This is a genomic window from Flavobacterium cupreum (assembly GCF_003996965.1).
Taxonomy (GTDB): domain Bacteria; phylum Bacteroidota; class Bacteroidia; order Flavobacteriales; family Flavobacteriaceae; genus Flavobacterium; species Flavobacterium cupreum.
Genome location: NZ_QWDM01000008.1, coordinates 75,436 through 97,496 on the forward strand (window position 1 = coordinate 75,436; position 22,061 = coordinate 97,496).

The 22,061-nt window shown below is 36.7% G+C and carries 17 protein-coding genes; 12 read left to right on the top strand and 5 right to left on the bottom strand.

Going from position 1 to position 22,061, the window contains the following annotated elements; all coding sequences use genetic code 11:
- Nucleotides 1–68: 68 nt before the first annotated feature.
- The 5 genes from D0817_RS13710 to panC all read right to left on the bottom strand — a co-directional run bounded on the left by D0817_RS13710 (nt 69) and on the right by panC (nt 6,016).
- Entirely contained in the window at nt 69–2,033 is a 1,965-nt protein-coding gene (locus tag D0817_RS13710; RefSeq protein WP_127338948.1) for a transglycosylase domain-containing protein, read from the bottom strand.
- Nucleotides 2,034–2,053: 20 nt separating this feature from the next.
- Complete coding sequence (radA, locus tag D0817_RS13715; protein ID WP_127338949.1) at nt 2,054–3,415, bottom strand: DNA repair protein RadA; 1,362 nt, start codon at nt 3,413–3,415, stop codon at nt 2,054–2,056.
- Complete coding sequence (locus D0817_RS13720; protein ID WP_127338950.1) at nt 3,415–4,569, bottom strand: alpha/beta hydrolase; 1,155 nt, start codon at nt 4,567–4,569, stop codon at nt 3,415–3,417. The genes radA and D0817_RS13720 overlap by 1 nt, the downstream gene beginning before the upstream one ends.
- 203 nt (nt 4,570–4,772) lie before the next feature.
- Nucleotides 4,773–5,123, bottom strand: coding sequence for an aspartate 1-decarboxylase (gene panD / locus D0817_RS13725; protein WP_017495920.1), 351 nt, complete (start codon nt 5,121–5,123; stop codon nt 4,773–4,775).
- Between the two features lie 14 nt (nt 5,124–5,137).
- Entirely contained in the window at nt 5,138–6,016 is an 879-nt protein-coding gene (gene panC, locus D0817_RS13730; RefSeq protein ID WP_127338951.1) for a pantoate--beta-alanine ligase, read from the bottom strand.
- Nucleotides 6,017–6,094: 78 nt separating this feature from the next.
- Here panC and D0817_RS13735 point away from each other — a divergent pair, with 78 nt between their 5' ends.
- The 12 genes from D0817_RS13735 to D0817_RS13790 all read left to right on the top strand — a co-directional run bounded on the left by D0817_RS13735 (nt 6,095) and on the right by D0817_RS13790 (nt 22,043).
- The gene (locus D0817_RS13735) at nt 6,095–6,901 is read left to right on the top strand and encodes a glycogen/starch synthase (protein ID WP_127338952.1); all 807 of its coding nucleotides are present in this window, start codon (nt 6,095–6,097) and stop codon (nt 6,899–6,901) included.
- A gap of 21 nt (nt 6,902–6,922) precedes the next feature.
- The gene (gene bamH, locus D0817_RS13740) at nt 6,923–8,524 is read left to right on the top strand and encodes a BamH family beta-barrel-assembly machinery protein (protein WP_127338953.1); all 1,602 of its coding nucleotides are present in this window, start codon (nt 6,923–6,925) and stop codon (nt 8,522–8,524) included.
- Between the two features lie 9 nt (nt 8,525–8,533).
- Nucleotides 8,534–10,384, top strand: a complete 1,851-nt coding sequence (glmS, locus tag D0817_RS13745; protein WP_127338954.1) for a glutamine--fructose-6-phosphate transaminase (isomerizing) — start codon at nt 8,534–8,536, stop codon at nt 10,382–10,384.
- A gap of 423 nt (nt 10,385–10,807) precedes the next feature.
- The gene (locus tag D0817_RS13750) at nt 10,808–11,776 is read left to right on the top strand and encodes a hypothetical protein (protein ID WP_127338955.1); all 969 of its coding nucleotides are present in this window, start codon (nt 10,808–10,810) and stop codon (nt 11,774–11,776) included.
- A 144-nt stretch (nt 11,777–11,920) separates the two neighbouring features.
- Nucleotides 11,921–12,421, top strand: a complete 501-nt coding sequence (locus tag D0817_RS13755) for a hypothetical protein (RefSeq protein ID WP_238160877.1) — start codon at nt 11,921–11,923, stop codon at nt 12,419–12,421.
- Nucleotides 12,422–12,798: 377 nt separating this feature from the next.
- Entirely contained in the window at nt 12,799–15,615 is a 2,817-nt protein-coding gene (locus tag D0817_RS13760; protein ID WP_127338957.1) for a carboxypeptidase-like regulatory domain-containing protein, read from the top strand.
- Nucleotides 15,616–15,698: 83 nt separating this feature from the next.
- Nucleotides 15,699–17,273 carry an SGNH/GDSL hydrolase family protein gene (locus D0817_RS13765; protein ID WP_127338958.1) on the top strand — a complete coding sequence of 525 codons (1,575 nt, stop codon included), beginning with the start codon at nt 15,699–15,701 and terminating at the stop codon, nt 17,271–17,273.
- Between the two features lie 231 nt (nt 17,274–17,504).
- A complete protein-coding gene (gene atpD / locus D0817_RS13770) occupies nt 17,505–19,016 on the top strand; it encodes a F0F1 ATP synthase subunit beta (RefSeq protein WP_127338959.1) in 1,512 nt (503 codons plus the stop codon).
- Nucleotides 19,017–19,107: 91 nt separating this feature from the next.
- Nucleotides 19,108–19,389, top strand: coding sequence for a F0F1 ATP synthase subunit delta/epsilon (locus tag D0817_RS13775; RefSeq protein ID WP_127338960.1), 282 nt, complete (start codon nt 19,108–19,110; stop codon nt 19,387–19,389).
- A gap of 184 nt (nt 19,390–19,573) precedes the next feature.
- Entirely contained in the window at nt 19,574–20,209 is a 636-nt protein-coding gene (locus tag D0817_RS13780; RefSeq protein WP_127338961.1) for an NAD(P)-dependent oxidoreductase, read from the top strand.
- A gap of 78 nt (nt 20,210–20,287) precedes the next feature.
- Nucleotides 20,288–21,424, top strand: a complete 1,137-nt coding sequence (locus tag D0817_RS13785) for an aminotransferase class I/II-fold pyridoxal phosphate-dependent enzyme (RefSeq protein ID WP_127338962.1) — start codon at nt 20,288–20,290, stop codon at nt 21,422–21,424.
- 424 nt (nt 21,425–21,848) lie between these two features.
- Nucleotides 21,849–22,043, top strand: a complete 195-nt coding sequence (locus D0817_RS13790; protein ID WP_127338963.1) for a hypothetical protein — start codon at nt 21,849–21,851, stop codon at nt 22,041–22,043.
- The last annotated feature ends 18 nt before the right edge of the window (nt 22,044–22,061 follow it).

Below are 22,061 nucleotides of genomic sequence, written 5' to 3' on the forward strand. Positions count from 1 at the left end.
TAACAAACCTAAAGTAATAAGCTCAAAAAACAAACTTTGCGCCTTTGCGTCTTTGCGTGACTACACTATTACAAGTCAAATTCATCGCTCACAGCCAAAGAATCCACAGGAACTGCTGTCGAGTCAGGAGCTTTAATTCGCAATAACGAACGTGCATTTCCGGAGATATAAACCGGTAACTGACCAATCGTATCTTCCGGAATTAAAAGCCCTCTTCGAAACATTAAATTCTTCAGGAATTTTTGATTTTTCACCGCATAATCCTTCAAATTTCCCTGATCATTAAACTGATACATGAATTTTCGGGGCTTCGGAATAATAGTGGCCAAATACAAACATTCGTCTACATTTAAGGCAGAAGGGCTTTTCTGGAAATAGAAATGACTTGCTTCGCCAATTCCGTATACATTAGGTCCCCATTCAATAATGTTGAAATACACTTCCAGCATTCTTTCTTTGCTTACAATTCGGTTGTTTTCTAAAATGTAAACCAGTAAAATTTCTTCCAGTTTACGGGAAACTGTTTTTTCGCGGGTCAGGAAGACATTTTTAATCAGCTGCATGCTGATGGTACTGGCACCACGGGAGAATTTTTTGGTTCTGATATTCTTGAGGATCGATTGTTTGAAAGCTTCATTGATAAATCCGCGATGCGAAAAGAAAGAAGGGTCTTCGGTCGTAAGGACACATTTTCGTAAATAAGGCGAAATCTGATCCAGAGGCGTGTAATTCGGATTGGCATTTCCGACCAAAACAGGACGCTGCAATACATTTTTTATGATCGCGCGGTACACAAATTCCCCGTTCAGTTTGTTCAGGTCGGCCTCTCCGTATTTGGTGATTCTTAAATCTTCTTTATTTAGTTTACTGTCAAAAACAAGCGTGTTTGGTCTGTTTTTATTGAATTTGAAATCCAGTTTATAATCAAAATTTCCGGTAGCCTGCATTCCCTGAAAATGCGTGAACAATCCGTCAGGCAGCGAAACGATAAAATCCTGCGCTTTCATTTTCGGAATGTCAACTTTTAAAGTGTACACCGTATCTTTCTCGGTATTGTAAGAAACATAAGGTTTTACTTTTATTTTATTCAGCTGCATGGAGGAAGTGCTGTCAATAGAGATGAAATCATCGCCTAATAAAAAACGGTAATCAAAACGCGCATTTTTAATCACAACATCTTTGCTGGCAATTTTCGGGTGGTTTATCTTTAGGTTCGAAATAGAAGTATAGCCGTCAATATGAAGTTCACTGCCGTCTTTCTCAATGTTTGCTACATTTAAACGTATCGAATCAAAGCTGGCTTTCAAATTATAACGCTCATCCAGATACGGTACTTTTATGGCACCGGTATCGAGATTGAAAAAACGGATGTCTGCCTTTTTGTTTCTCGGATCGGCAAATCCTTTTATGTTCCAGCGCTGGTCAAAATTTTTGCTTTGCACATGAAGGCTGGTTTCGAGTTGTTTGTTGTTTAATACAAGCTTATTTATGGCTATAGACGTTTTTTTGCCGTTATCGTCAATTCTGAAATCCAAATTTCCGAGATTCATATCCGTCGGAACCAGATTCAGCAGTTTCGAGATAATACGATAGGCAAAAGTGGCGTACTTGCGTTTTTCATTTGTATCGTTTTCGGAGGAATCTCTTTTCAGGAAAGCATCAAAATTACGGACTTTTCCTTTTTTAACTAATTGAATATACCCGTTATTGACTTTTAATGTCCCGATCTGAACATCGCCAATCAATAAACTCGACAGGCTGATACGGGTTTCAATCTTTTCGATATTAAAAAGCGTATCGGCATTCCTTGGAACCAAAACTACATTGGCCAGCCGGATACCCGACAGTCCGTCAAACGTAGCCGATTTTACAGAAAAAGTACTGTTGTAATCGACATTCATTTTGTGGGTTACTTTGGCAATAGCCTGTTTGAGCAGTGAATCACGGAAAAAGTAAAATCCTGAAAAAAGCACTGCTAATACGAGGGCAAGTATTAAGAGTGCTTTTACTATTTTTTGTTTGGGGAATTTCATAAAGTAGGTTTTATAAAAAATTAACCAAAAAGGATACTGGCGACATCTTCAATCTTAGCCACGAGTTCAATTTTGATTCCTGCGTTTTTTAAAGCAATTTTATTGTATTTGGAAACGAAGATAGTGTTGAATCCTAGTTTTTCGGCTTCCTGGATTCTTTGGTCCACCCGGTTTACAGGGCGAATTTCTCCCGACAAACCCACTTCACCGGCAAAACAGAATCCTTTGGTGACCGGAATATCTTCGTTGGAAGATAAAATGGCCGCGACAACCGCTAAGTCTATGGCGGGATCGTCAACCGAAATTCCACCGGTGACATTTAGGAAAACGTCTTTTGCGCCTAAACGAAATCCGGCTCTTTTTTCTAAAACGGCCAGAATCATGTTAAGCCTTTTGGCGTTGTAACCAGTTGTGCTTCGCTGTGGCGTTCCGTAAACGGCTGTACTGACAAGCGACTGTATTTCGATCATCAGCGGGCGCATGCCTTCCATGGTGGTAGCAATAGCGGTTCCCGACATTTCTTCGTCTTTGTGCGAGATTAAAATTTCTGAAGGATTGCTGACTTCCCGCAAACCGCTTCCCAGCATTTCGTAAATTCCAAGTTCGGCAGTTGATCCAAAACGGTTTTTTAACGCACGTAAGATTCGGTACACATGATTTCGGTCGCCTTCAAACTGTAAAACGGTATCCACCATATGTTCCAGGATTTTAGGTCCTGCTATGTTTCCGTCTTTTGTAATGTGCCCGATTAAAATAACCGGAATATTAGTTTCTTTGGCAAACTTGATTAGTTCAGCGGTAGTTTCCCTGATTTGGGAAATACTTCCGGCGGTAGACTCGATATAATCGGTATGCAAAGTCTGAATAGAGTCAATAATGACAATTTCAGGCTGAATGGCTTCAATTTGTTTGAATATGTTTTGCGTTTTTGTTTCGGTCAGTATATAACAATTGTCGCCGTTAGGTGTGATTCTTTCAGCGCGCATTTTTATTTGTTTCTGACTTTCTTCACCGGAAACGTAAAGCGTTTTATAGGGTAACTTTAATGAGATTTGCAGTAAGAGGGTACTTTTTCCAATTCCGGGTTCTCCACCCAAAAGGATTAGTGATCCGGGAACAATTCCGCCGCCCAGAACACGATTCAATTCGCCATCAGTAGTATCCATGCGGATTTCCTGCGTCGAATCAATTTCGTTAATTTTTAACGGACGCGGCGCTTTGCCGCCTGAAGTGGGTTCGCTTTTCCAGGCCACTTTTTCCTGCTTCTGAATAATTTCTTCAGCAATAGTATTCCATTCCTTGCAGGCATTGCATTGTCCCTGCCATTTGGCATACTGGGTTCCGCAATTCTGGCAAAAAAAAGAAGTTTTAACTTTCGACATTATTTAGTGGTTTTGGCAAGCGTATTCATCTCGTCGATTTTCTCGTACATCACATCCTTATTCAAATCTCCAATAGGCTCCATTTGGGAAGCATTCTGGTATTTTTTTGAGGCTCTTTTCGGGTCGCCCATTTTTTCATACATCAATCCCAGTTCATATTCCCCCAACATGGCTTTCGGATAATTTACATTTCCAATTTCGGCCATCTTCCCTAATTCATCATAAGCATTCTTTTTCAGGATAAGGGTTTCTATGATTTTGAAATCGCTCATTCTTACCGGAATCTGTACGCCAAGGATTTTAGACATCACATTGTATTTGTTCTCGAGGTAATCTGCGTAACCTGTTTCCAGAACAGCAATTTTATTGTTGTATTCGGAAGAATCTATAGGTCTGTAGACTTCAAATATTTGGTACAAAGCACTTGGAATGGCGTGTAAAACCTCCGTATAATGGGTTGTGCCTTTAAATACATCGTATTTATAATTGACTAACGGATTATTGGCAATTTTGATATTGCTGTCTAATTTTTCAATTGGTTCTTTGATTTTTTTGTTATCTCCGTCCGCTACAGACAGGTAGTAAAATAAAGGCTCTGTTACTTTGGCAAATTTTTCAGGAATTCGTACTTCCATCTTATTGGCAAGTTCCGGACTAAAAGAAATGTAAGCGTTGAAAAGAGGCTGTTCCTTGTATAAATAGAAATTGATGAAACTTGCGGTGACATCATGCCCGGCGATAATCCTGAAAGGTGAAGTACGGTATTTCTTTTCGATGTACGGAACCAGTTCGGCGCCGACAAATTCAAAAAAATCCGCTCCTTTTTCAAACGGAAGCCCCGTGTTCTGGTCAATTGTGCTGTCGTCTTCGCGTTCGTCATTTTTATTCTGATGAATACCAATGATAATCACTTCTGGTAAATCTCCCCAATACGAACCGTAACTTAAAGCTCCGGAGAAAGGATCAAATAAATAATCGCCGTCTAATAAATATAAAACAGGGTATTTTTTTTCGGGACTGGCTTCGTAAGAGGCAGGAAGTCCGATAGTTATTCTTCTTTCTTCTCCGAGTTTCTCGGATTTAATGTTGTCAAATTTTTTCTGTGAAAAAGCAGAAATTGAAATTAAAGTAAGTAGTAAGTAAACTTTTTTCATGATTTGGGATATTTCAGTGAATTAAAAAGTATTGAAATAGTGTAGCAATATAACACTTTATTTGCTTTTTTATTATTTTGGGTTTTTAAAAATAGCAATACAGTATTTTGCTTTAAGTTTACTTTGGCTGAGGGCAAAAAAAGTCTTCTTTGGCAAAATAATATTTTGTCAATTGCTGAAGAAATAAGGTGTAAAAGAAAAACTTAGGTTAGCGAATTATCGTTTTCATTAGGGAAAATGATCCATGGCTTGAAGGTTTTGGCTTCTTCAAATTCCAGGGTTGCATAGGATATAATGATAATAATGTCGTCTTTCTGAACTTTTCTTGCTGCAGGACCATTCAGTGTGATTTCACCTGAATTTTTTTCTCCCTTAATCGCATAAGTTTCAAAACGCTCGCCATTATTAATGTTCACAATAGCTACTTTCTCACCTTCAATAATGTTCGAAGCTTCCAGTAAGGTTTCGTCAATAGTAATACTGCCAATATAATTTAAATCGGCTCCCGTTACTTTTACACGATGAATTTTTGATTTTATAACTTGAATTTGCATGATGCAAAGGTAAATTAATTTAATGAAATGGTATCAATCAGTCTTATAGAATTAACAAATACTGCTATAAATGCACGGTACTTTTTGTCTTTACTTTTATTATCTATAGGTAATAATGTGGATTCATCAGCAATGACAAAATACTCCAATTCGAATCTTTCGTTGTTTTTGAAAGAATTTTCTACAAATTCTATGGTTTCCTGCGGCGTATGGGTATGGAATATTTCTTTTGCTTCCGTCAAAGTCTTGTAAATGATTGCAGCTTCTTTTCTCTCATCAGCAGTCAGGCGTTCATTTCTGGAGCTCATGGCCAGCTGGTTTTCTTCTCTGAAAATAGGACAACCTACAACATTTACAGGCATATGGTTTTTTTCGACCATCTTTTTAACAATCTGTAATTGCTGGAAATCTTTTTCTCCAAAGTAGGCATTTGTTGGGGTTACGATTTCGAATAATCGCTTAACAATGGTTCCGACGCCATTAAAATGGCCGGGTCTGAATTTTCCTTCCATTTGATTTTCCAGTCCGTCAAAATCAAAATCCTGGGAAACAGTATTTCCTTCGTAAATATCTTCTACAGAAGGTGCATATAAAATCATTTTATCGCTCAGCACACGCATTTTCTTTATGTCCTCTTCAATAGTTCTGGGATATTTTGCCAGATCCTCAGGATTGTTGAACTGAGTAGGATTTACGAAAATACTAACTACAGTATCATCGTTTTCTTTAAGGGATCGTTGCATTAAAGCCAGATGTCCCTGGTGTAAAGCGCCCATTGTTGGTACAAACCCGATGGTCGAATTTGTGGTTTTGATAGTTTTCAAATAGGCTATCAAAGCTACTTTACCGTAGAAAATATGCATGGCGGTATTATTAAAATTTAGTGCAAACATAATATATTAGTTAATAACTGCATAAAATTTTGTAATTTTGCAACGTTTTTATTACCAAAAATTAAGTAAAATACTATTATGAAAGATAAGAGGATATTATATGTATCATCTGAAGTCGTGCCTTATTTGGCTGAAAATGAGGTTTCCTTAATGTCTTATGACGTTCCGAAAATGATTAATGATCAGGGAGGACAGATAAGAATTTTCATGCCAAGATACGGGAATATCAACGAAAGAAGACATCAGCTACACGAAGTAATTAGACTTTCAGGAATGAATTTGGTAGTGAATGATTTAGATATGCCATTGATTATTAAGGTAGCTTCAATTCCGAAAGAAAGAATTCAGGTGTATTTTATTGATAATGATGAGTATTTTAAACGTAAAGCAACTTTTGCCGACGAAGAAGGAGTTTTATATCCGGACAATGACGAAAGAGCTATCTTTTTTGCTAAAGGAGTTGTAGAAACAGTAAAAAAACTCAATTGGGTTCCTGATATTATTCACGTTCACGGTTGGTTAGCAGCGATGCTTCCGATTTACATGAAACATTATTACAAAAATGAAGCTTTGTTTTCTGAAACAAAAATCGTGACCTCTGTTTATGGTCAGTCTTTTGATGAAAACCTGGATTTAGAAATGATTAATAAGGTGAAGTTTGATGGTGTTCCGCATGAAGCTGTAGCAGATTTGGAAGTGCCAAATTACGAAAACGTCCTAAAGGCTAGCATATTGCATTCTGATGCTGTAATTATCGCATCACCAAATGTATCTTCAAGTTTAACAAAATTTATAGAATCTTCAGGAAAACCTTTTTTACCTTTCGCCACGAAAGATGCATTCGCAGAAGCGTATACAAATTTCTACAAAAGTATGGGTCTTTAAATTTTAACATTATTATAAAACATGTATAATACTTCTTTTTTTAAGAAAATTCTATTAATAGCAACAGTTGTTCTTTTATATTCTTGTGACAAAGATTTTAACGCCATAGGTGATAATTTGATTGGTGATGACCATTTCGGATTAGAACCGGAAAAATATGATGTTGTGGCTTATGATCAGGAAATTTCGCCAGTTCAGTCAAACGGACTCGTAAATAATGCCCTGGGTATTTATGATGATAAGGTTTTTGGAGCCAGAACGGCAAGTTTTGCAACTCAGGTTTCACTTGCAAGTTATGCGCCTTCTATCGGTGCGGACCCACAGGTGGTAAGTGTTGTGCTTAGTATTCCATATTTTAGTCATGGAGTAAGTACAGATGCAACAACCGGAGTTAATACTTATGTATTAGATTCTATTTACGGGAAACCGGAAGATAAGCTTATTAAACTGAGTGTTTTTGAATCAGGAGTTCAGATGCGATCTTCTTATTTTGATAATGGAAATCAGTTTCCACAGTTGTACTATACGAATCAAAATGCCGATTTCGATAAATTTAAAATAGAAACCCCGGCGCCGGGTGATGCTATTAAACGTTTGAATAATAGTAGCGTTGTGGCAGAAAATGATGCCTTTTATTTTAACCCTGCTGAGTTTAATGATGAAACAACAGATCCGAAAACAGGTGTTAAAACTACAACTAAAGTAGCTCCGGAAATGCGTTTAAATCTGGATAAAACATTTTTTAAGAACAAGATCCTGAGTGCCCCGGCTTCAGTGCTTTCTTCAAGTGATGTTTTTCAGGAATACTTTAAAGGCTTGTATTTTAAGGTTGAGAAGTCAGGTACCAGTGCAGGTAATATAGCTTTACTGGATTTTTCTAAAGGAAAGATTACTATAAAATATACTGCTAAAACAGATATTACAACTGATGCAGAGACAGTAAGAGAAGACAGGACTATAGTGATTAACCTTGCGGGCGCTACAGCCAGTTTGCTTGATGATGTTAAAACTCCTGCTTATCAGGCTGCAATTGCAGATCAGAATTTAACTGAAGGAGATGAATCCCTTTATCTAAAAGGTGGTCAGGGATCACTTGCTGTTATTGAGCTTAATGCTTTTGGTTCGAAGCTTACAGAAATCAGAAATAATAAATGGCTTGTTAATGAGGCTAATTTAGTTTTTCATATTGATACCGATAAAATGGCAGGCGTTTACGAATCTAAAAGAGTTTATCTATATGATTTAACCAATAACACGCCTATCTTAGATTATTTGACAGACGGAACGGGTAGTGGATCACCGCTTGGGAAAGTGGTTTATAGTGGAATAATCAATATTGACCCTACGAGTAAAAGAGGTACAACTTATAAAATCAGACTAACGGATCATATTCGAAATATTATAAAAAGCACTACAGCAGTTAATGTTAAATTGGGGTTAGTTGTTTCAGGAGATATAAACACAGTAGCTTCAAATAAATTAAAATTAAAAAACAGTGTTATTACAGATGCGCCAAGAGCATCAGTTTTAAGTCCGTTAGGAACTATATTGTTTGGAGGAAAAGCTACAGTTCCGGACAATAAAAGGCTGAAGCTTGAAGTTTACTACACGAAACCAAATTAATAAATATATATGTGTGGAATTGTTGGATATATCGGTCACAGAGAGGCCTATCCCATTATTATAAAGGGATTAAAGCGTCTTGAATACAGAGGATATGATAGTGCGGGTGTCATGTTATATGATACGGAAACAGGTATAAAACTTTGTAAGACAAAAGGAAAAGTTTCAGATCTTGAAGCTAAGGCAGAGAGTGATTTAACTATAAACGGATCTATAGGGATTGGTCATACACGTTGGGCAACTCACGGGGTTCCAAATGATGTGAATTCTCATCCTCACCTTTCGAATTCGGGTGAACTGGTAATTATTCATAATGGAATTATTGAAAATTACGCACCGCTTAAGGAAGAGCTGATTAAAAGAGGATATACTTTTAAATCTGATACAGATACAGAAGTATTGGTAAATCTAATCGAAGAAGTTCAGAAGAAAGAAGGAATAAAACTTGGTAAAGCAGTTCAGATTGCTTTAAATCAGGTTGTAGGGGCATACGCAATTGCGGTATTCGATAAGAAAAACCCAAATGAAATTGTTGCTGCAAGATTAGGCAGCCCGTTGGCTATTGGTGTTGGAGAAGGAGAATTTTTTATTGCTTCAGATGCTTCGCCTTTTATTGAATATACTTCAAATGCGATTTACCTGGAAGATGGTGAAATGGCCAATATTAGATTACACAAGCCTCTTAAGGTTAGAAAAATAAAAGACGATTCTTTGGTTGATCCTTATATTCAGGAACTTCAAATGAATTTGGAGCAGATTGAAAAAGGGGGTTACGACCATTTCATGCTTAAGGAAATATATGAACAGCCAAGTGTAATTAAGGATACTTACAGAGGAAGACTTAATGCCAATAAAGGAATTGTTCAAATGGCTGGCGTTGAGGATAATATTGAAAAATTCTTAAACGCTAAACGAATTCTGATTGTTGCCTGTGGTACATCATGGCATGCAGGTTTGGTAGCTGAGTACATTTTTGAAGAGTTTACACGTATTCCTGTAGAAGTAGAATATGCTTCTGAATTCAGATACCGTAATCCAATCATCAATAAAGATGATGTAGTTATTGCTATTTCTCAATCCGGGGAAACAGCCGATACTATGGCAGCTATTAAACTGGCAAAGGAAAACGGAGCTTTTGTATTTGGAGTTTGTAATGTCGTGGGTTCTTCTATTTCAAGAGAGAGCCATGCAGGTGCTTATACACATGCAGGTCCCGAAATTGGAGTGGCTTCAACAAAAGCATTTACAACACAGATTACAGTTTTAACGATGATCGCCTTGCGATTAGGAAAAGCTAAAGGAACACTATCAAATACAGATTATCACACTTACCTTCAGGAATTAGAAATAATCCCTGAGAAAGTAGCTGAGGCACTGGAAACAAACGACAGGGCAAAAGAAATTGCTGCAGCTTTTAAAGATGCACCAAACTGTTTGTATCTGGGACGTGGTTATAATTTCCCGGTGGCTCTTGAAGGCGCACTAAAACTTAAAGAGATCTCTTATATTCATGCTGAAGGCTATCCTGCAGCTGAAATGAAACACGGTCCGATTGCGCTTATTGATGAACATATGCCGGTTATTGTAATTGCCCCTAAACAAGGCCATTATGATAAAATTGTAAGTAATATTCAGGAGATAAAATCAAGAAGCGGTAAAATTATCGCTGTGGTGACGAAAGGTGATACTCAGGTTAGAGAATTAGCGGATTATGTAATTGAGATCCCTGAGACCTCAGATGCATTGTCCCCATTAATTACAACTATACCGTTACAATTGCTTTCTTATCACATAGCTGTAATGAGAGGCTGTAATGTAGATCAGCCGCGTAATTTGGCAAAATCGGTTACTGTAGAATAAAGTATTTAAAATATAATAGTTTTAAAAAAGCGGGATTTAGGTCTCGCTTTTTTATGGCTTTAATTTTTTTTCAAAAGATCTACATATTTAAAATCGTATCAGTATATTTGTAGGAAATATATTTAAAATAGTATGATTGATAGCTATTTGTTTTGAGAGGAATTAACAAAGAAAAAACCTGAATTTAAAAAGAAATTCTTGACTTCTCAGGTGAATTTTCTAAGTTGCAAAATCAATTATCTAAAATATAAAAACTTAAGAATTGTGTTTAAGAATTTGTAATCAACAGAAATACGTTTTACAGTATATTAATTGATTTTTGACTGTTTCTGAAAATGTTAATGAAGCAGGCGAATTATAAAAGAGATTGGAATTAAATTAGTAGTATTAATAAGTAAATTAATTTTTTTAAAATAATATAAAATGAATAAAATATTTGTTCTGTTGGGTGTTTTGTGTTTCCAGTATGGTTTTGCGCAAGGAATTATTACTTCCACGGATAATAGTGTAAATGCGGTATTAAGTTCTTCTGTTGGAATTCCTAAAACAGATTCAAGTACAGGAACATGGACAAGTACAAATGCATATTGGGCCTCACCGCTTATTTACAGAACAAGAAGATTTCCGGATAATGGAACTGGAGCTTTTCCTTTTAATGAATACGGAGAATTGATGATTCAGGGAACATCTCACGGAAGTGCTTTCAACAAAGGAATTACATTTTTAACCTGGGACGGCTCTGCTACTCCTGCTCAATTTAGAATGAGAATTGCTCCTAATGGTTATATTGGAATTGGAACAACGACTCCTTTGGCAAAACTAGAAGTAAGTAATGGGAATGTACTTATTAGGAATTTGGCTAACAATGATAATGAATCTGCTGTAATGATCGCACAGTCGATAAATTATTCTAATCGCGATACCTTTGGAACTTCAATACGGACAATAACACAAAGTGCAGGAAATAATGTTTATGCAATGCAATTGTTTACTCAGGAATCATATTTAACAGGTCAAACTGAGAAAGTAAGAATTCAGGGAAATGGGAATGTTGGTATTGGTGTAGCAAATCCACTTAATAAACTAGATGTAAATGGTACAATTCATTCTAAAGAAGTAAAAGTTGATATGGAAGGATGGTCTGATTTTGTTTTTAAAAAACAATACCCTTTACCAACCTTAGAAGAAGTTGAAAGGCATATTGAAGCAAAAGGTCATTTAGAGAATATTCCAAATGAAGAAGAGGTTTTAAAAGATGGAATTAATTTAGGTGAAATGAATGCTAAGTTGTTGCAGAAAATTGAAGAGATGACATTGTATTTGATTAATCAGAATAAGCAAATTATTGATTTGAAGAGTCGATTAGAAAAATTAGAGGTAGGCTCTAAATGATTTAATGAAAAGAAGTAATGCTTTAAAAGCGGGATCTAGGTCTCGCTTTTTTTTATGCTCGTATTTTTTTAGCATTTTTCTTGCAAAGATTAAGTTAATGAGTATTTTCGCTGCTAAACAATAAATTGTAAAAAGATGAAAGGAATGATTACGGCATTATTTTTAGTAATGACTATAGCTGGTTTTTCGCAGCAATTAACCTATAGAAGTGGTGGAAATGTTTATGAGGGAGATAACAAATTATCATCTGATCAGGTACGATCGGTTTTGGCTAATAACAGCGAAGCATTATCTCTTTATAATGCCGGGCGAAACAAAAAAACATGGGGTAATGTCCTTTTTTATGGGGGAACCAGCCTGATGGTGGCCAATTTAGTAGTTGGTCTAACAAAAGACGATACTTCAGTATCATATCCTGGTAACGGATACAATCCCTCCATTACTTCTGAGAGAACCAGTTTTACCGCTGCAATTATTGGCGGTGCCATGATCATTGCCTCGATTCCCATCAAAATTGGATATCCAAAGAAGATTAAAGCTGCTATTGCAAAATATAATGATGGCCTGGCAGAAAATTATAAGCCAGCTGTAAAAACAACATTAGTCGCAAGTGGCAATCAAATTGGTTTTAAAATTGAATTTTAAGTAATTTGCTAATTACTAATGAATTGTCTGAAAATATACAATTTGTCATCAATAGGATTGCATTTCAGTAAGAAGAGCGGAACGACAACTTATGTTAAAAAAGCGAGATTTTTGTCTCGCTTTTTTTTATTGTCAGATTTTTTTTCTTAGCCCTGTATTTTTAGTAAATCCGCAATTTTTCCTTCAAAATTAATATGTGTGCATAGTAATTGAAGTAAGTAAGGTTTGATATTTGATTTTAATTTAATAAAACCAATTGAGGAATAGTTAAAATATAGCTTTAAAACATGGTAAATATGAATTTTATTTAACGTTTTTTTATATATATTAAAATTATTTGTATTTTGGTAGGATAAACTAACACAAAAACCAACCAAATGAGAGTCTATTTGCTAATTATGTTGTTTTTCTGCGGAATTTCGTTTGCGCAGAATACAATTACTGGTTCTGTTACCGACAGTAACAAACAATCTATTCCGGGTGCCAATGTTAATGTTGTGGGAAGTTCAACAGGAGCTTCTACTGATTTTGACGGGACCTTTAAACTGAACACTTCGGCCAAGCCGCCTTTTGCTATTAAAGTATCGGCTGTAGGATTTGAAACTAAAACGATCAGTGTAACATCACTAAGTCAAATAGTTGATGTCGTTTTAAAAGATGAGGAAACTAAATTAGATGAAATTGTTGTTTCGGCTTCCAGAACTCCTGAGCGGGTAATAGAATCTCCTGTTACAATTGAAAGAATGGGAATTCAGGAAATAAAGAATACAACTGCGGCTACTTTTTATGATGGATTGGAGAATCTAAAAGAGGTTAATTTTAATACTAGCAGTATCTCTTTTAAATCGATAAATACGCGTGGTTTTGCCACAGTAGCCAATACTCGTTTTATGCAGTTGGTTGACGGAATGGATAATTCATCACCGGCCTTAAACTTTGTATTGGGGAACTTAATTGGTGTTTCTGATATTGATGTTGCAAGTGTAGAACTTTTGCCTGGAGCATCTTCAGCGCTATACGGTGCTAATGCTTTTAATGGTATCATGTTTATGACAAGCAAGAGCCCTTTTGCTGATGAAGGAATAAGTATTTATTATAAATATGGACAAACAAGTCAGGATGTTGCAGGAACCAACGATTATAATGATTTTGGGATCAGGGCAGCAAAGGCATTTACAAAGCATTTTGCATTAAAAGCAAATTTTACCTACATGGAAGCTTCTGAATGGATTGCGGCAGATAAAAGAAGTATGACCGGTGGGTCCGTTGGACATGAAATGAATCAAAATTACGATGGGTTAAATATATATGGAGATGAGGTTACTACTTTTATTCCGAATGTTGGACAAGTTAGTAGAACAGGATATCGTGAGCAGGATTTAACGGATAATAAGGTTAAAAGCATGAAGGCTGATTTTAGTGCTCATTTTAAACCCTGGGCAAATGATACAGAAATTATATTGCAATATAAAATCGGTACAGGAAGCACAATTTATCAGGGAGCAAACAGGTATGCTTTAAAAGATTTCCTGATGCAGCAGGGTAAATTTGAAATAAAAGGGAAAAACTTTTTTGGAAGAGTTTATTTTACAAGTGAAGATGCGGGAGATTCTTATGATATGAGATTTGCCGGATGGAATATTAACAGATTGGCAAAATCGGATAAAAACTGGTTTACGGATTACGGAACAGCCTTTCAATTGTCTTCTGCTGTACTTGGCCTGAACGCAAATCAGGCTGCTAACTATGCAAGAAATTTTGCGGATTATAATGTAGCTCCTATTTTAGGATTAGTGCCAAATACTGATCCGCTTAATCCGGGTGCTCCAAGATCAGCGAGATTTGAGCCGGGTTCTCCACAATTTAATAATGCACTTACAACGGTTACTTCTAATGCTGACTTAACTCAGGGGGCTAAATTTATTGATCATTCAAAATTATATCATTCAGATGTAAATTATAATTTTAGAGATCTTATCAAATTTGCTGAAATTCAGATTGGTGGATCCTGGAGAAAATATATCATGGATTCAGAAGGAACAATCTTTACAGATTATGATGGTCCGATAGAATATAAGGAATATGGTGCTTATGCACAATTGCAAAAAAAATGGATGGATGACAGATTGAAATTTACAGGATCTATGCGCTACGATAAAAGCCAGAATTTTGATGGAAATGTTTCGCCAAGAATTTCTTTTGTGTATTCTGCAGGGGAATCAAAAAGACATAATTTCAGAGTATCCTATCAAACGGGTTTCCGTAATCCAACTACTCAGGATCAATATATCGGTTTAGATTTAGGGCCTTTTGCATTAATTGGTTCTGCAGCAGATAATTTAGATCGTTTTCAGGAAACTCAGCCTGTGAGTCTTGCCGGCCAGGCTATACCAAATGCAAATATAGGACCAACAGTTAATTTGTCCGGACGCAAAGCTTATGAAAATTCTTATACGCTGGCTTCTGTTCAGGCATTCGCGGCGTCTTCAAATCCTCTTGATCTTAAAGTTGCAAATCCTAAATTGGTAAAGCCAGAACAAGTACAGGCTTTTGAAGTAGGGTACCGTACAGTGGTTCAAAATGATTTGTCAATAGATATCAATGGATATTACAATATTTATAATGATTTTATGAATACTTCGAGAGTAATTACGCCTTATTATGGAACAGTGGGGACTAATCCTGCAGATGCGGGTGTTCTGTTAAGTTATTCAGCTTTGGCTTTTGGGGACAGGAGAGTTTATCAGGTTTATACCAATACAACTGCTCAGATTACTTCGTTGGGTTTTGGGGTTGGTTTGTCTAAAAAAGTGTATAAAGACTTTGAATTAGGAGTTAATTATAATTATGCCCAGTTTGATTTTGATCAATCAGAAGATCCGAGTTTTGTTGCAGGATTTAATACTCCTAAACACAGGATTAAAGGCTCTTTTGGGAATGCTAAAGTGGCTAAAAATTTAGGTTTTAATGTGAATGTAAGATGGAATACAGAATATTTATGGCAGTCTTCTTTTGGAGACGGTATGATTCCTGAAAATACAGTTCTTGATGCTCAGATTAATTATGGTATTCCAAAACTGAAATCCGTTATTAAAGTTGGAGCGACAAATCTTTTTGGAAAAGATTATCTTCAGGTGGTTGGTGCAGGTATGATTGGTCAGATGTGGTTTGCTTCATGGGTAATTAATCCTTAATGAAAATAATTATCTGATCAAAAAGATTTCCTTTCTTTTAGGGCTTAAGCGGGAAAGGGCTAAATAATTTAAAAGTTAATAACATGAAAAAAAATATAAAATGGCTATTATTGGTTTCTTTAACCTTTATGGCGGCTTGTAATAATGACGATAACGATACTACCCAGGAAGAGGTTCCTGTAGTTCCCGGCTCAGCGGTTTTTACAAAGTATATTGCACTTGGAGACTCTTTTGCTGCCGGATATAGTGATAATTCATTATTTAAAAAAGGACAGGAAAATGGTTACGCAAATATATTGTCTCAGCAATTTGCTGCCGCAGGCGGTGGTACTTTTACAATACCGTATGCAAATGATAATATTGGAGGGTTGCTATTCGGAGGTCAGGTAAATCCATCGTTTGGACCTCGTTTATACTTTAACGGAACAGCACCGGTTCCTGTCTCTGGCGTGCCAACTACCGAAGTTATGGCACATCTTTCCGGTACGTTTAATAATTTAGGAGTTCCCGGAGCTAAAAGTTTTCATCTGGTAGCTAACGGATATGGCAATCCTGCAGGTTTGTCTATTGGTGCGGCTAATCCGTATTTTGTTCGCTTCGCAAGCTCTCCTACAACTTCAGTTCTGGCAGATGCATTAGTTCAAAAGCCAACATTTTTCTCCTTGTTTATTGGAGGAAATGATGTCCTGAGTTATGCAACTTCCGGAGGAATCGGAAAAGACCAGACAGGGAATCCTAATCCGGCAACTTATGGTAGTAACGATATTACTGACCCAACTGTTTTTGCAAGTGTATATTCTTCAATGGCAACAGCTTTAACCGCTAATGGAGCGAAAGGGGTGGTAGCAAATCTGCCATATATTACAGCTTTGCCCTATTTTACTACTGTTCCATATAATCCACTTACAGCTAAATCTCTTGGCTCGAATAATGAAGCGATTGGAAAAGCAACAATTCAGGCATTAAACGCGCAATTATATGGTCCGTTAAAACAAGCTCTGACTGCTTTTGGGGCAGGTGACAGGATTAGTTTATTGTCTGAAACTGCTGCAAACCCGGTAATGTTAAAAGATGAGACCCTGACTAACTTGGCACCGCAGCTAACGGCAGCTTTTACGCCAACATTAGGGGCGCAGACAGCAGCTTTTTATGGGGCAGTATTTGGTCAGGCCAGACAGGCCAAAACAACTGATTTAGTGGTTTTGCCTACCAGGACAGCTATTGGTGCCGCGCCTAGTGCTACGGATTCCGGTCTTGGAATTGTGCCGCCTGCTCCGTTAAATAAATTTGGGGTAACTTATCCATTACAGGATAAGCATGTGTTGATTCCGACAGAAATTGCAGAAATAAAAAAAGCAACAGATGCTTACAATACAACAATTTCAGCAGTTGCGGCCGAAAAAGGCCTGGCGTTTGTTGATACCAGGGCAGTTTTAACGCAACTGGCAAGTGGCGGAATTAAATTTGGAAATTTTAGCTTAACATCTGCGTATGTTACAGGTGGTGCTTTTTCTCTGGATGGCATTCACCCAAGTGCAAGAGGATACAGTTTAATTGCCAATATTTTTATTGATGCCATCAATGCGAAATACGGTTCTACATTGCGACGTGTTGATTTGTCTGCATATCCAAGTCAATATCCTGCAACATTGCAATAAAATTTAATTTTTAGTGAGAAAGCCACTCGTTTATAAAATGCAGTGGCTTTTTTATTTAACTAAAAAATTACCATTTTAGATATTTGGGACCTGAGTTTTAGGAATCAAACAAAAACATAGTATTTTTTTTAGAAAAAATATTGATTTTATATTTTAAAAAATTATCTTTGCGCTCTGAAAAAAGAGGTATTTTCGATAAACCTAAATAGCTATTTAATAAATACATAAGTAATGTCAAAAGTAATAGGAAAAGTTGCTCAAATCATTGGACCAGTAGTTGACGTAGTTTTCAACGGTAAGGATGTTGAACTTCCAAAAATTTATGATTCATTAGAAATCACAAAAAAAGACGGAACATTGTTAGTTCTAGAAGTGCAATCTCACATTGGTGAAAACACTGTTCGTACTATCTCTATGGACTCTACAGACGGTTTGTCAAGAGGATATGAAGTAGTTGGAACGGGGAACCCAATCCAAATGCCAATCGGTCCGGATGTATATGGAAGATTATTCAATGTAATTGGAGATGCAATTGATGGTTTAGGAAACTTGCCAAAAACAGGGGAATTTGGTTTGTCTATTCACAGACAAGCGCCTAAATTTGAAGATTTGTCAACTTCATCAGAAGTTTTATTCACAGGTATTAAAGTAATCGATTTGATTGAGCCTTATGCAAAAGGGGGGAAAATTGGATTGTTTGGTGGTGCCGGTGTTGGTAAAACAGTATTGATTCAGGAGTTGATCAACAATATCGCAAAAGGTCACGGTGGACTTTCAGTATTCGCAGGAGTAGGGGAAAGAACACGTGAAGGAAATGACTTGCTTCGTGAGATGTTAGAGTCAGGAATTATTAAATACGGTGATGATTTCATGCACTCTATGGAAAATGGAGGATGGGATTTATCTAAAGTAGATATGCCAGGAATGAGAGAGTCTAAAGCTACTTTCGTTTTCGGACAAATGAATGAGCCTCCTGGAGCTCGTGCACGTGTGGCACTTTCAGGATTATCTATCGCGGAATATTTCCGTGACGGAGCCGGAACTGATCAGGGTAAAGACGTATTGTTTTTCGTTGATAACATCTTCCGTTTTACACAAGCAGGTTCTGAGGTATCAGCACTTTTAGGACGTATGCCTTCTGCAGTAGGATACCAACCAACTTTGGCAACAGAGATGGGAGCTATGCAAGAGCGTATTACTTCTACAAACAAAGGATCTATTACATCTGTACAGGCGGTTTACGTTCCTGCGGATGATTTAACGGATCCGGCGCCGGCTACAACTTTTGCCCACTTAGATGCAACAACAGTATTGTCTCGTAAAATTGCTGAGCTAGGTATTTATCCTGCGGTTGACCCGTTAGATTCTACTTCAAGAATTTTGACTCCTCAAATCTTAGGAGCTGAGCATTATGACTGTGCACAAAGAGTAAAAGAGATTCTTCAAAAATACAAACAATTGCAGGATATCATCGCGATCTTAGGTATGGAAGAGTTATCTGAAGAAGATAAATTATCTGTATCAAGAGCACGTCGTGTACAACGTTTCTTATCTCAGCCGTTCCACGTAGCGGAGCAATTTACAGGTATTCCTGGAGTTTTGGTTGACATTAAAGATACTATCAAAGGATTCAACATGATTATCGACGGTGAATTAGATCATCTTCCTGAAGCAGCTTTCAACCTGAAAGGTTCTATCCAGGATGCTATCGAAGCAGGAGAAAAAATGTTGGCGGAAGCTTAATATAGTTTTGAGTTCTGAGTTATGAGTTATGAGTTTAGCAAAGCTTTACCTAACTTATAACTCTTAACTCATAACTCATAACTCAAAAATTATGATTTTAGAAATAGTATCACCAGAAGCAAAATTATTTTCAGGAGAAGTAACTTCAGTTACATTGCCGGGAGTTGATGGAAGCTTTCAAATATTGAATCATCACGCGCCTATTGTTTCTATTTTAGAAAAAGGAACTATTAAAATTGTGGCTCCGGCTTTCAGTTTTTCTAAAGAAGTAGCGGGTAAATTCACGAAAGTAAATGACCAGACTTATACTTTGGATATTGTGTCAGGTACTATCGAAATGAAAGACAATAAAATAATTGTTTTAGCAGACTAAGATAATTTGAAATAAATTTTAAAAGCCATTCGCGAAAGCGAATGGCTTTTTTTATACCTTTAAACTATTAAAATCACTTTATAAAAATATTGATTCTGGTATAAAAGCTCAGTAAGCTTTTATTATTACGTTTTGTCAGCCGGTAAAGCGTAAAAATCTATGTCAAATTTTATAAAGAGTATCTATGAAAAATATAAAAATTGCCGTTTTAGGCGGTGGAGGAAAAACTGGAAAATACCTTGTAAACCAGCTTTTGAAACAAGGATTTAGTATAAAACTTTTACTAAGAACTCCTGAAAACTTTACAATTCAAAATTCACAAATCGAAATTATTAAAGGGGATGCGATTGATGCAAACGCCATTCGCTTATTGCTCAAAGGCTGTCGGGCTGTAATCAGTACGATTGGTCAGCGTCCGGGCGAACCAATGGTGGCAAGCAGGGCAACAATTCATATATTAAAAACGATGCAGAAATATAACATCAAAAGATATGTTTTGCTGGCCGGGATTAATATTGATACTCCCTTCGATAACAAAAGCGAGAAAACAACTTTGGCGACCAACTGGATGAAAACCAATTATCCCGAAATTCAAAAAGACAGGCAATTGACGTATGATCTTTTGAATGATAGTGTTGTGGACTGGACATTGGTCAGGGTTCCGTTTATTGAATTTAGCGATGTCAGTTCTGAATTAGTTATAAGCCTGGAAGATTGCACGGGAGATAAAATTAGTGCCCGTAATATTGCAGATTTTATGGTTAAGGAAATGATGGATTCTGAATTTTCCAGAAAATCACCTTTTATCAGCAGTATTTAAAAGTTAGAAAGTAACGGCGGATGATATCAAATCCGCCGTTTTATTTAATATTGGGATGATTTTCATAACTTTGCTTTTATGAAATTACCAGAAAACCTTATTCAGAAACTGGAAGACAGAAAGCAAAATAACTCGTTAAGACAATTGCCAAGTTTTAATAATCTTGTTGATTTTTCTTCTAATGATTATATTGGGTTTTCGAAATCGGAAGCTGTTTTTAAGCAGGCACATCATTATTTGATAGAAAACGAAATTATTCAGAATGGCGCAACAGGTTCGCGATTAATTTCGGGGAACCATTCGCTTTATCAGATTGCCGAATTGTTTATTGCAGAGTTTCACGGCTCAGAATCGGCTTTAATTTTTAATTCGGGTTACGATGCCAATGTTGGTTTTTTTAGCGCTGTGCCGCAAAGAAATGACGTTATACTTTATGATGAACTGAGTCACGCTTCTATTCGTGACGGAATTGTAATGTCGAATGCTAAATCGTACAAGTTCAGTCACAATGATTTTGAAGATTTAGAACGTCTTGTTCTGAAATTTCCGGACACCAAAATTTACATTGTAACCGAAACTGTTTTTTCGATGGATGGTGACAGTCCGAATTTAGAAGAGCTGGTGGCGTTATCAGAAAAGTACAATTGTTACCTTGTAGTGGATGAGGCGCATACTTTAGGTGTTTTTGGTGAAAAAGGCGAGGGATTAATGCAATACCAGAATCTGCAGGATCGCATTTTTGCGCGTATCATGACTTTCGGAAAAGGTTTGGGCTGTCATGGCGCTGCCGTTTTGGGAAGTGCAGCTCTCAAAGAATACCTGGTCAACTTTGCCAGAAGTTTTATTTATACCACAGGACTATCCCCGCATTCCGTTTCAACCATTTTAACGGCCTATCACCACCTGGAAACGGAGAAAGAAACGATCCAAAAATTACGTCAGAACATTGTATTTTTTAATCAGCAAAAAAATTTACTGGGTTTAAAACCGATGTTTGTCAGAAGTAAATCCGCGATTCAGTCCGCCATTGTTCCGGGAAATGAAAAAGTCAAACAATTAGCGCAGCAATTACAGGATAAGGGTTTTGATGTCAAACCGATCCTTTCGCCAACAGTTCCGGAAGGACAGGAGCGACTTCGTTTTTGTATTCATAGTTATAATTCGGAAGAAGAGATTAATCAGATTCTTGAATTACTTAGAGATTTTGTGTTTTAAGGCATTTTATATTCTTGTCAGGCTGAGCGAAGTCGAAGCCCCGCTCCAATAGACAAGCCTTCGACTTCGCTCAGGGTGACATTCAACTTGTCAAGCCATGTTGTTTTATTTGTGTTTAAGGTTTTTTATATTGTTGTCAGGCTGAGCGAAGTCAAAGCCCGCTCCAATAGTAAAGCCTTCGACTTCGCTCAGGGTGACATTCAAATCGTTATATCATCCTGTTTTATTTATTTTTGTATACACATAAAAAATCCGTGACAGCCTGTTTGACCCGTTAAATCCGTGAAGCATTAAATACCTCGTTTTAAAAAAACACTTCTTTAAGCCCTGATTTTCCTCGCTTGTCAAAAAAAGTTTAATTTTTTTTGTAACGTTTTGGTTCTTTGATTACTTACGAGTCGTAATCAAAATAACTAAAACCATTATGAAAACGCAATCCTCTTTATCAAAACAAAATAGCTTCAATTTTATTTTTGTCATTCTTGCTTCGGCTGGATTTGGATATGCCCTGGCAAATCAGTTTATATTCGGCAAACCGAATCTGGGATTTCTTGTTCAAATGGCATTTTTAAGCATTGCTTCTATTGCTTCCTGGCAACGAAATAAGAAACGTAATTAAAAAAGGAGTTTTCAATCA

Excerpts from the sequence above, each read along its gene's own strand:
- atpD (WP_127338959.1), top strand. The coding sequence starts at position 17,505 with ATGTCAAAAGTAATAGGAAAAGTTGCTCAAATCATTGGACCAGTAGTT.
- D0817_RS13780 (WP_127338961.1), top strand. The coding sequence starts at position 19,574 with ATGAAAAATATAAAAATTGCCGTTTTAGGCGGTGGAGGAAAAACTGGA.
- D0817_RS13765 (WP_127338958.1), top strand. The coding sequence starts at position 15,699 with ATGAAAAAAAATATAAAATGGCTATTATTGGTTTCTTTAACCTTTATG.
- panC (WP_127338951.1), bottom strand. The coding sequence starts at position 6,016 with ATGTTTGCACTAAATTTTAATAATACCGCCATGCATATTTTCTACGGT.
- D0817_RS13790 (WP_127338963.1), top strand. The coding sequence starts at position 21,849 with ATGAAAACGCAATCCTCTTTATCAAAACAAAATAGCTTCAATTTTATT.
- D0817_RS13785 (WP_127338962.1), top strand. The coding sequence starts at position 20,288 with ATGAAATTACCAGAAAACCTTATTCAGAAACTGGAAGACAGAAAGCAA.
- D0817_RS13720 (WP_127338950.1), bottom strand. The coding sequence starts at position 4,569 with ATGAAAAAAGTTTACTTACTACTTACTTTAATTTCAATTTCTGCTTTT.
- glmS (WP_127338954.1), top strand. The coding sequence starts at position 8,534 with ATGTGTGGAATTGTTGGATATATCGGTCACAGAGAGGCCTATCCCATT.
- D0817_RS13775 (WP_127338960.1), top strand. The coding sequence starts at position 19,108 with ATGATTTTAGAAATAGTATCACCAGAAGCAAAATTATTTTCAGGAGAA.
- D0817_RS13755 (WP_238160877.1), top strand. The coding sequence starts at position 11,921 with ATGATTACGGCATTATTTTTAGTAATGACTATAGCTGGTTTTTCGCAG.
- D0817_RS13735 (WP_127338952.1), top strand. The coding sequence starts at position 6,095 with ATGAAAGATAAGAGGATATTATATGTATCATCTGAAGTCGTGCCTTAT.
- bamH (WP_127338953.1), top strand. The coding sequence starts at position 6,923 with ATGTATAATACTTCTTTTTTTAAGAAAATTCTATTAATAGCAACAGTT.
- D0817_RS13710 (WP_127338948.1), bottom strand. The coding sequence starts at position 2,033 with ATGAAATTCCCCAAACAAAAAATAGTAAAAGCACTCTTAATACTTGCC.
- D0817_RS13760 (WP_127338957.1), top strand. The coding sequence starts at position 12,799 with ATGAGAGTCTATTTGCTAATTATGTTGTTTTTCTGCGGAATTTCGTTT.
- D0817_RS13750 (WP_127338955.1), top strand. The coding sequence starts at position 10,808 with ATGAATAAAATATTTGTTCTGTTGGGTGTTTTGTGTTTCCAGTATGGT.
- radA (WP_127338949.1), bottom strand. The coding sequence starts at position 3,415 with ATGTCGAAAGTTAAAACTTCTTTTTTTTGCCAGAATTGCGGAACCCAG.
- panD (WP_017495920.1), bottom strand. The coding sequence starts at position 5,123 with ATGCAAATTCAAGTTATAAAATCAAAAATTCATCGTGTAAAAGTAACG.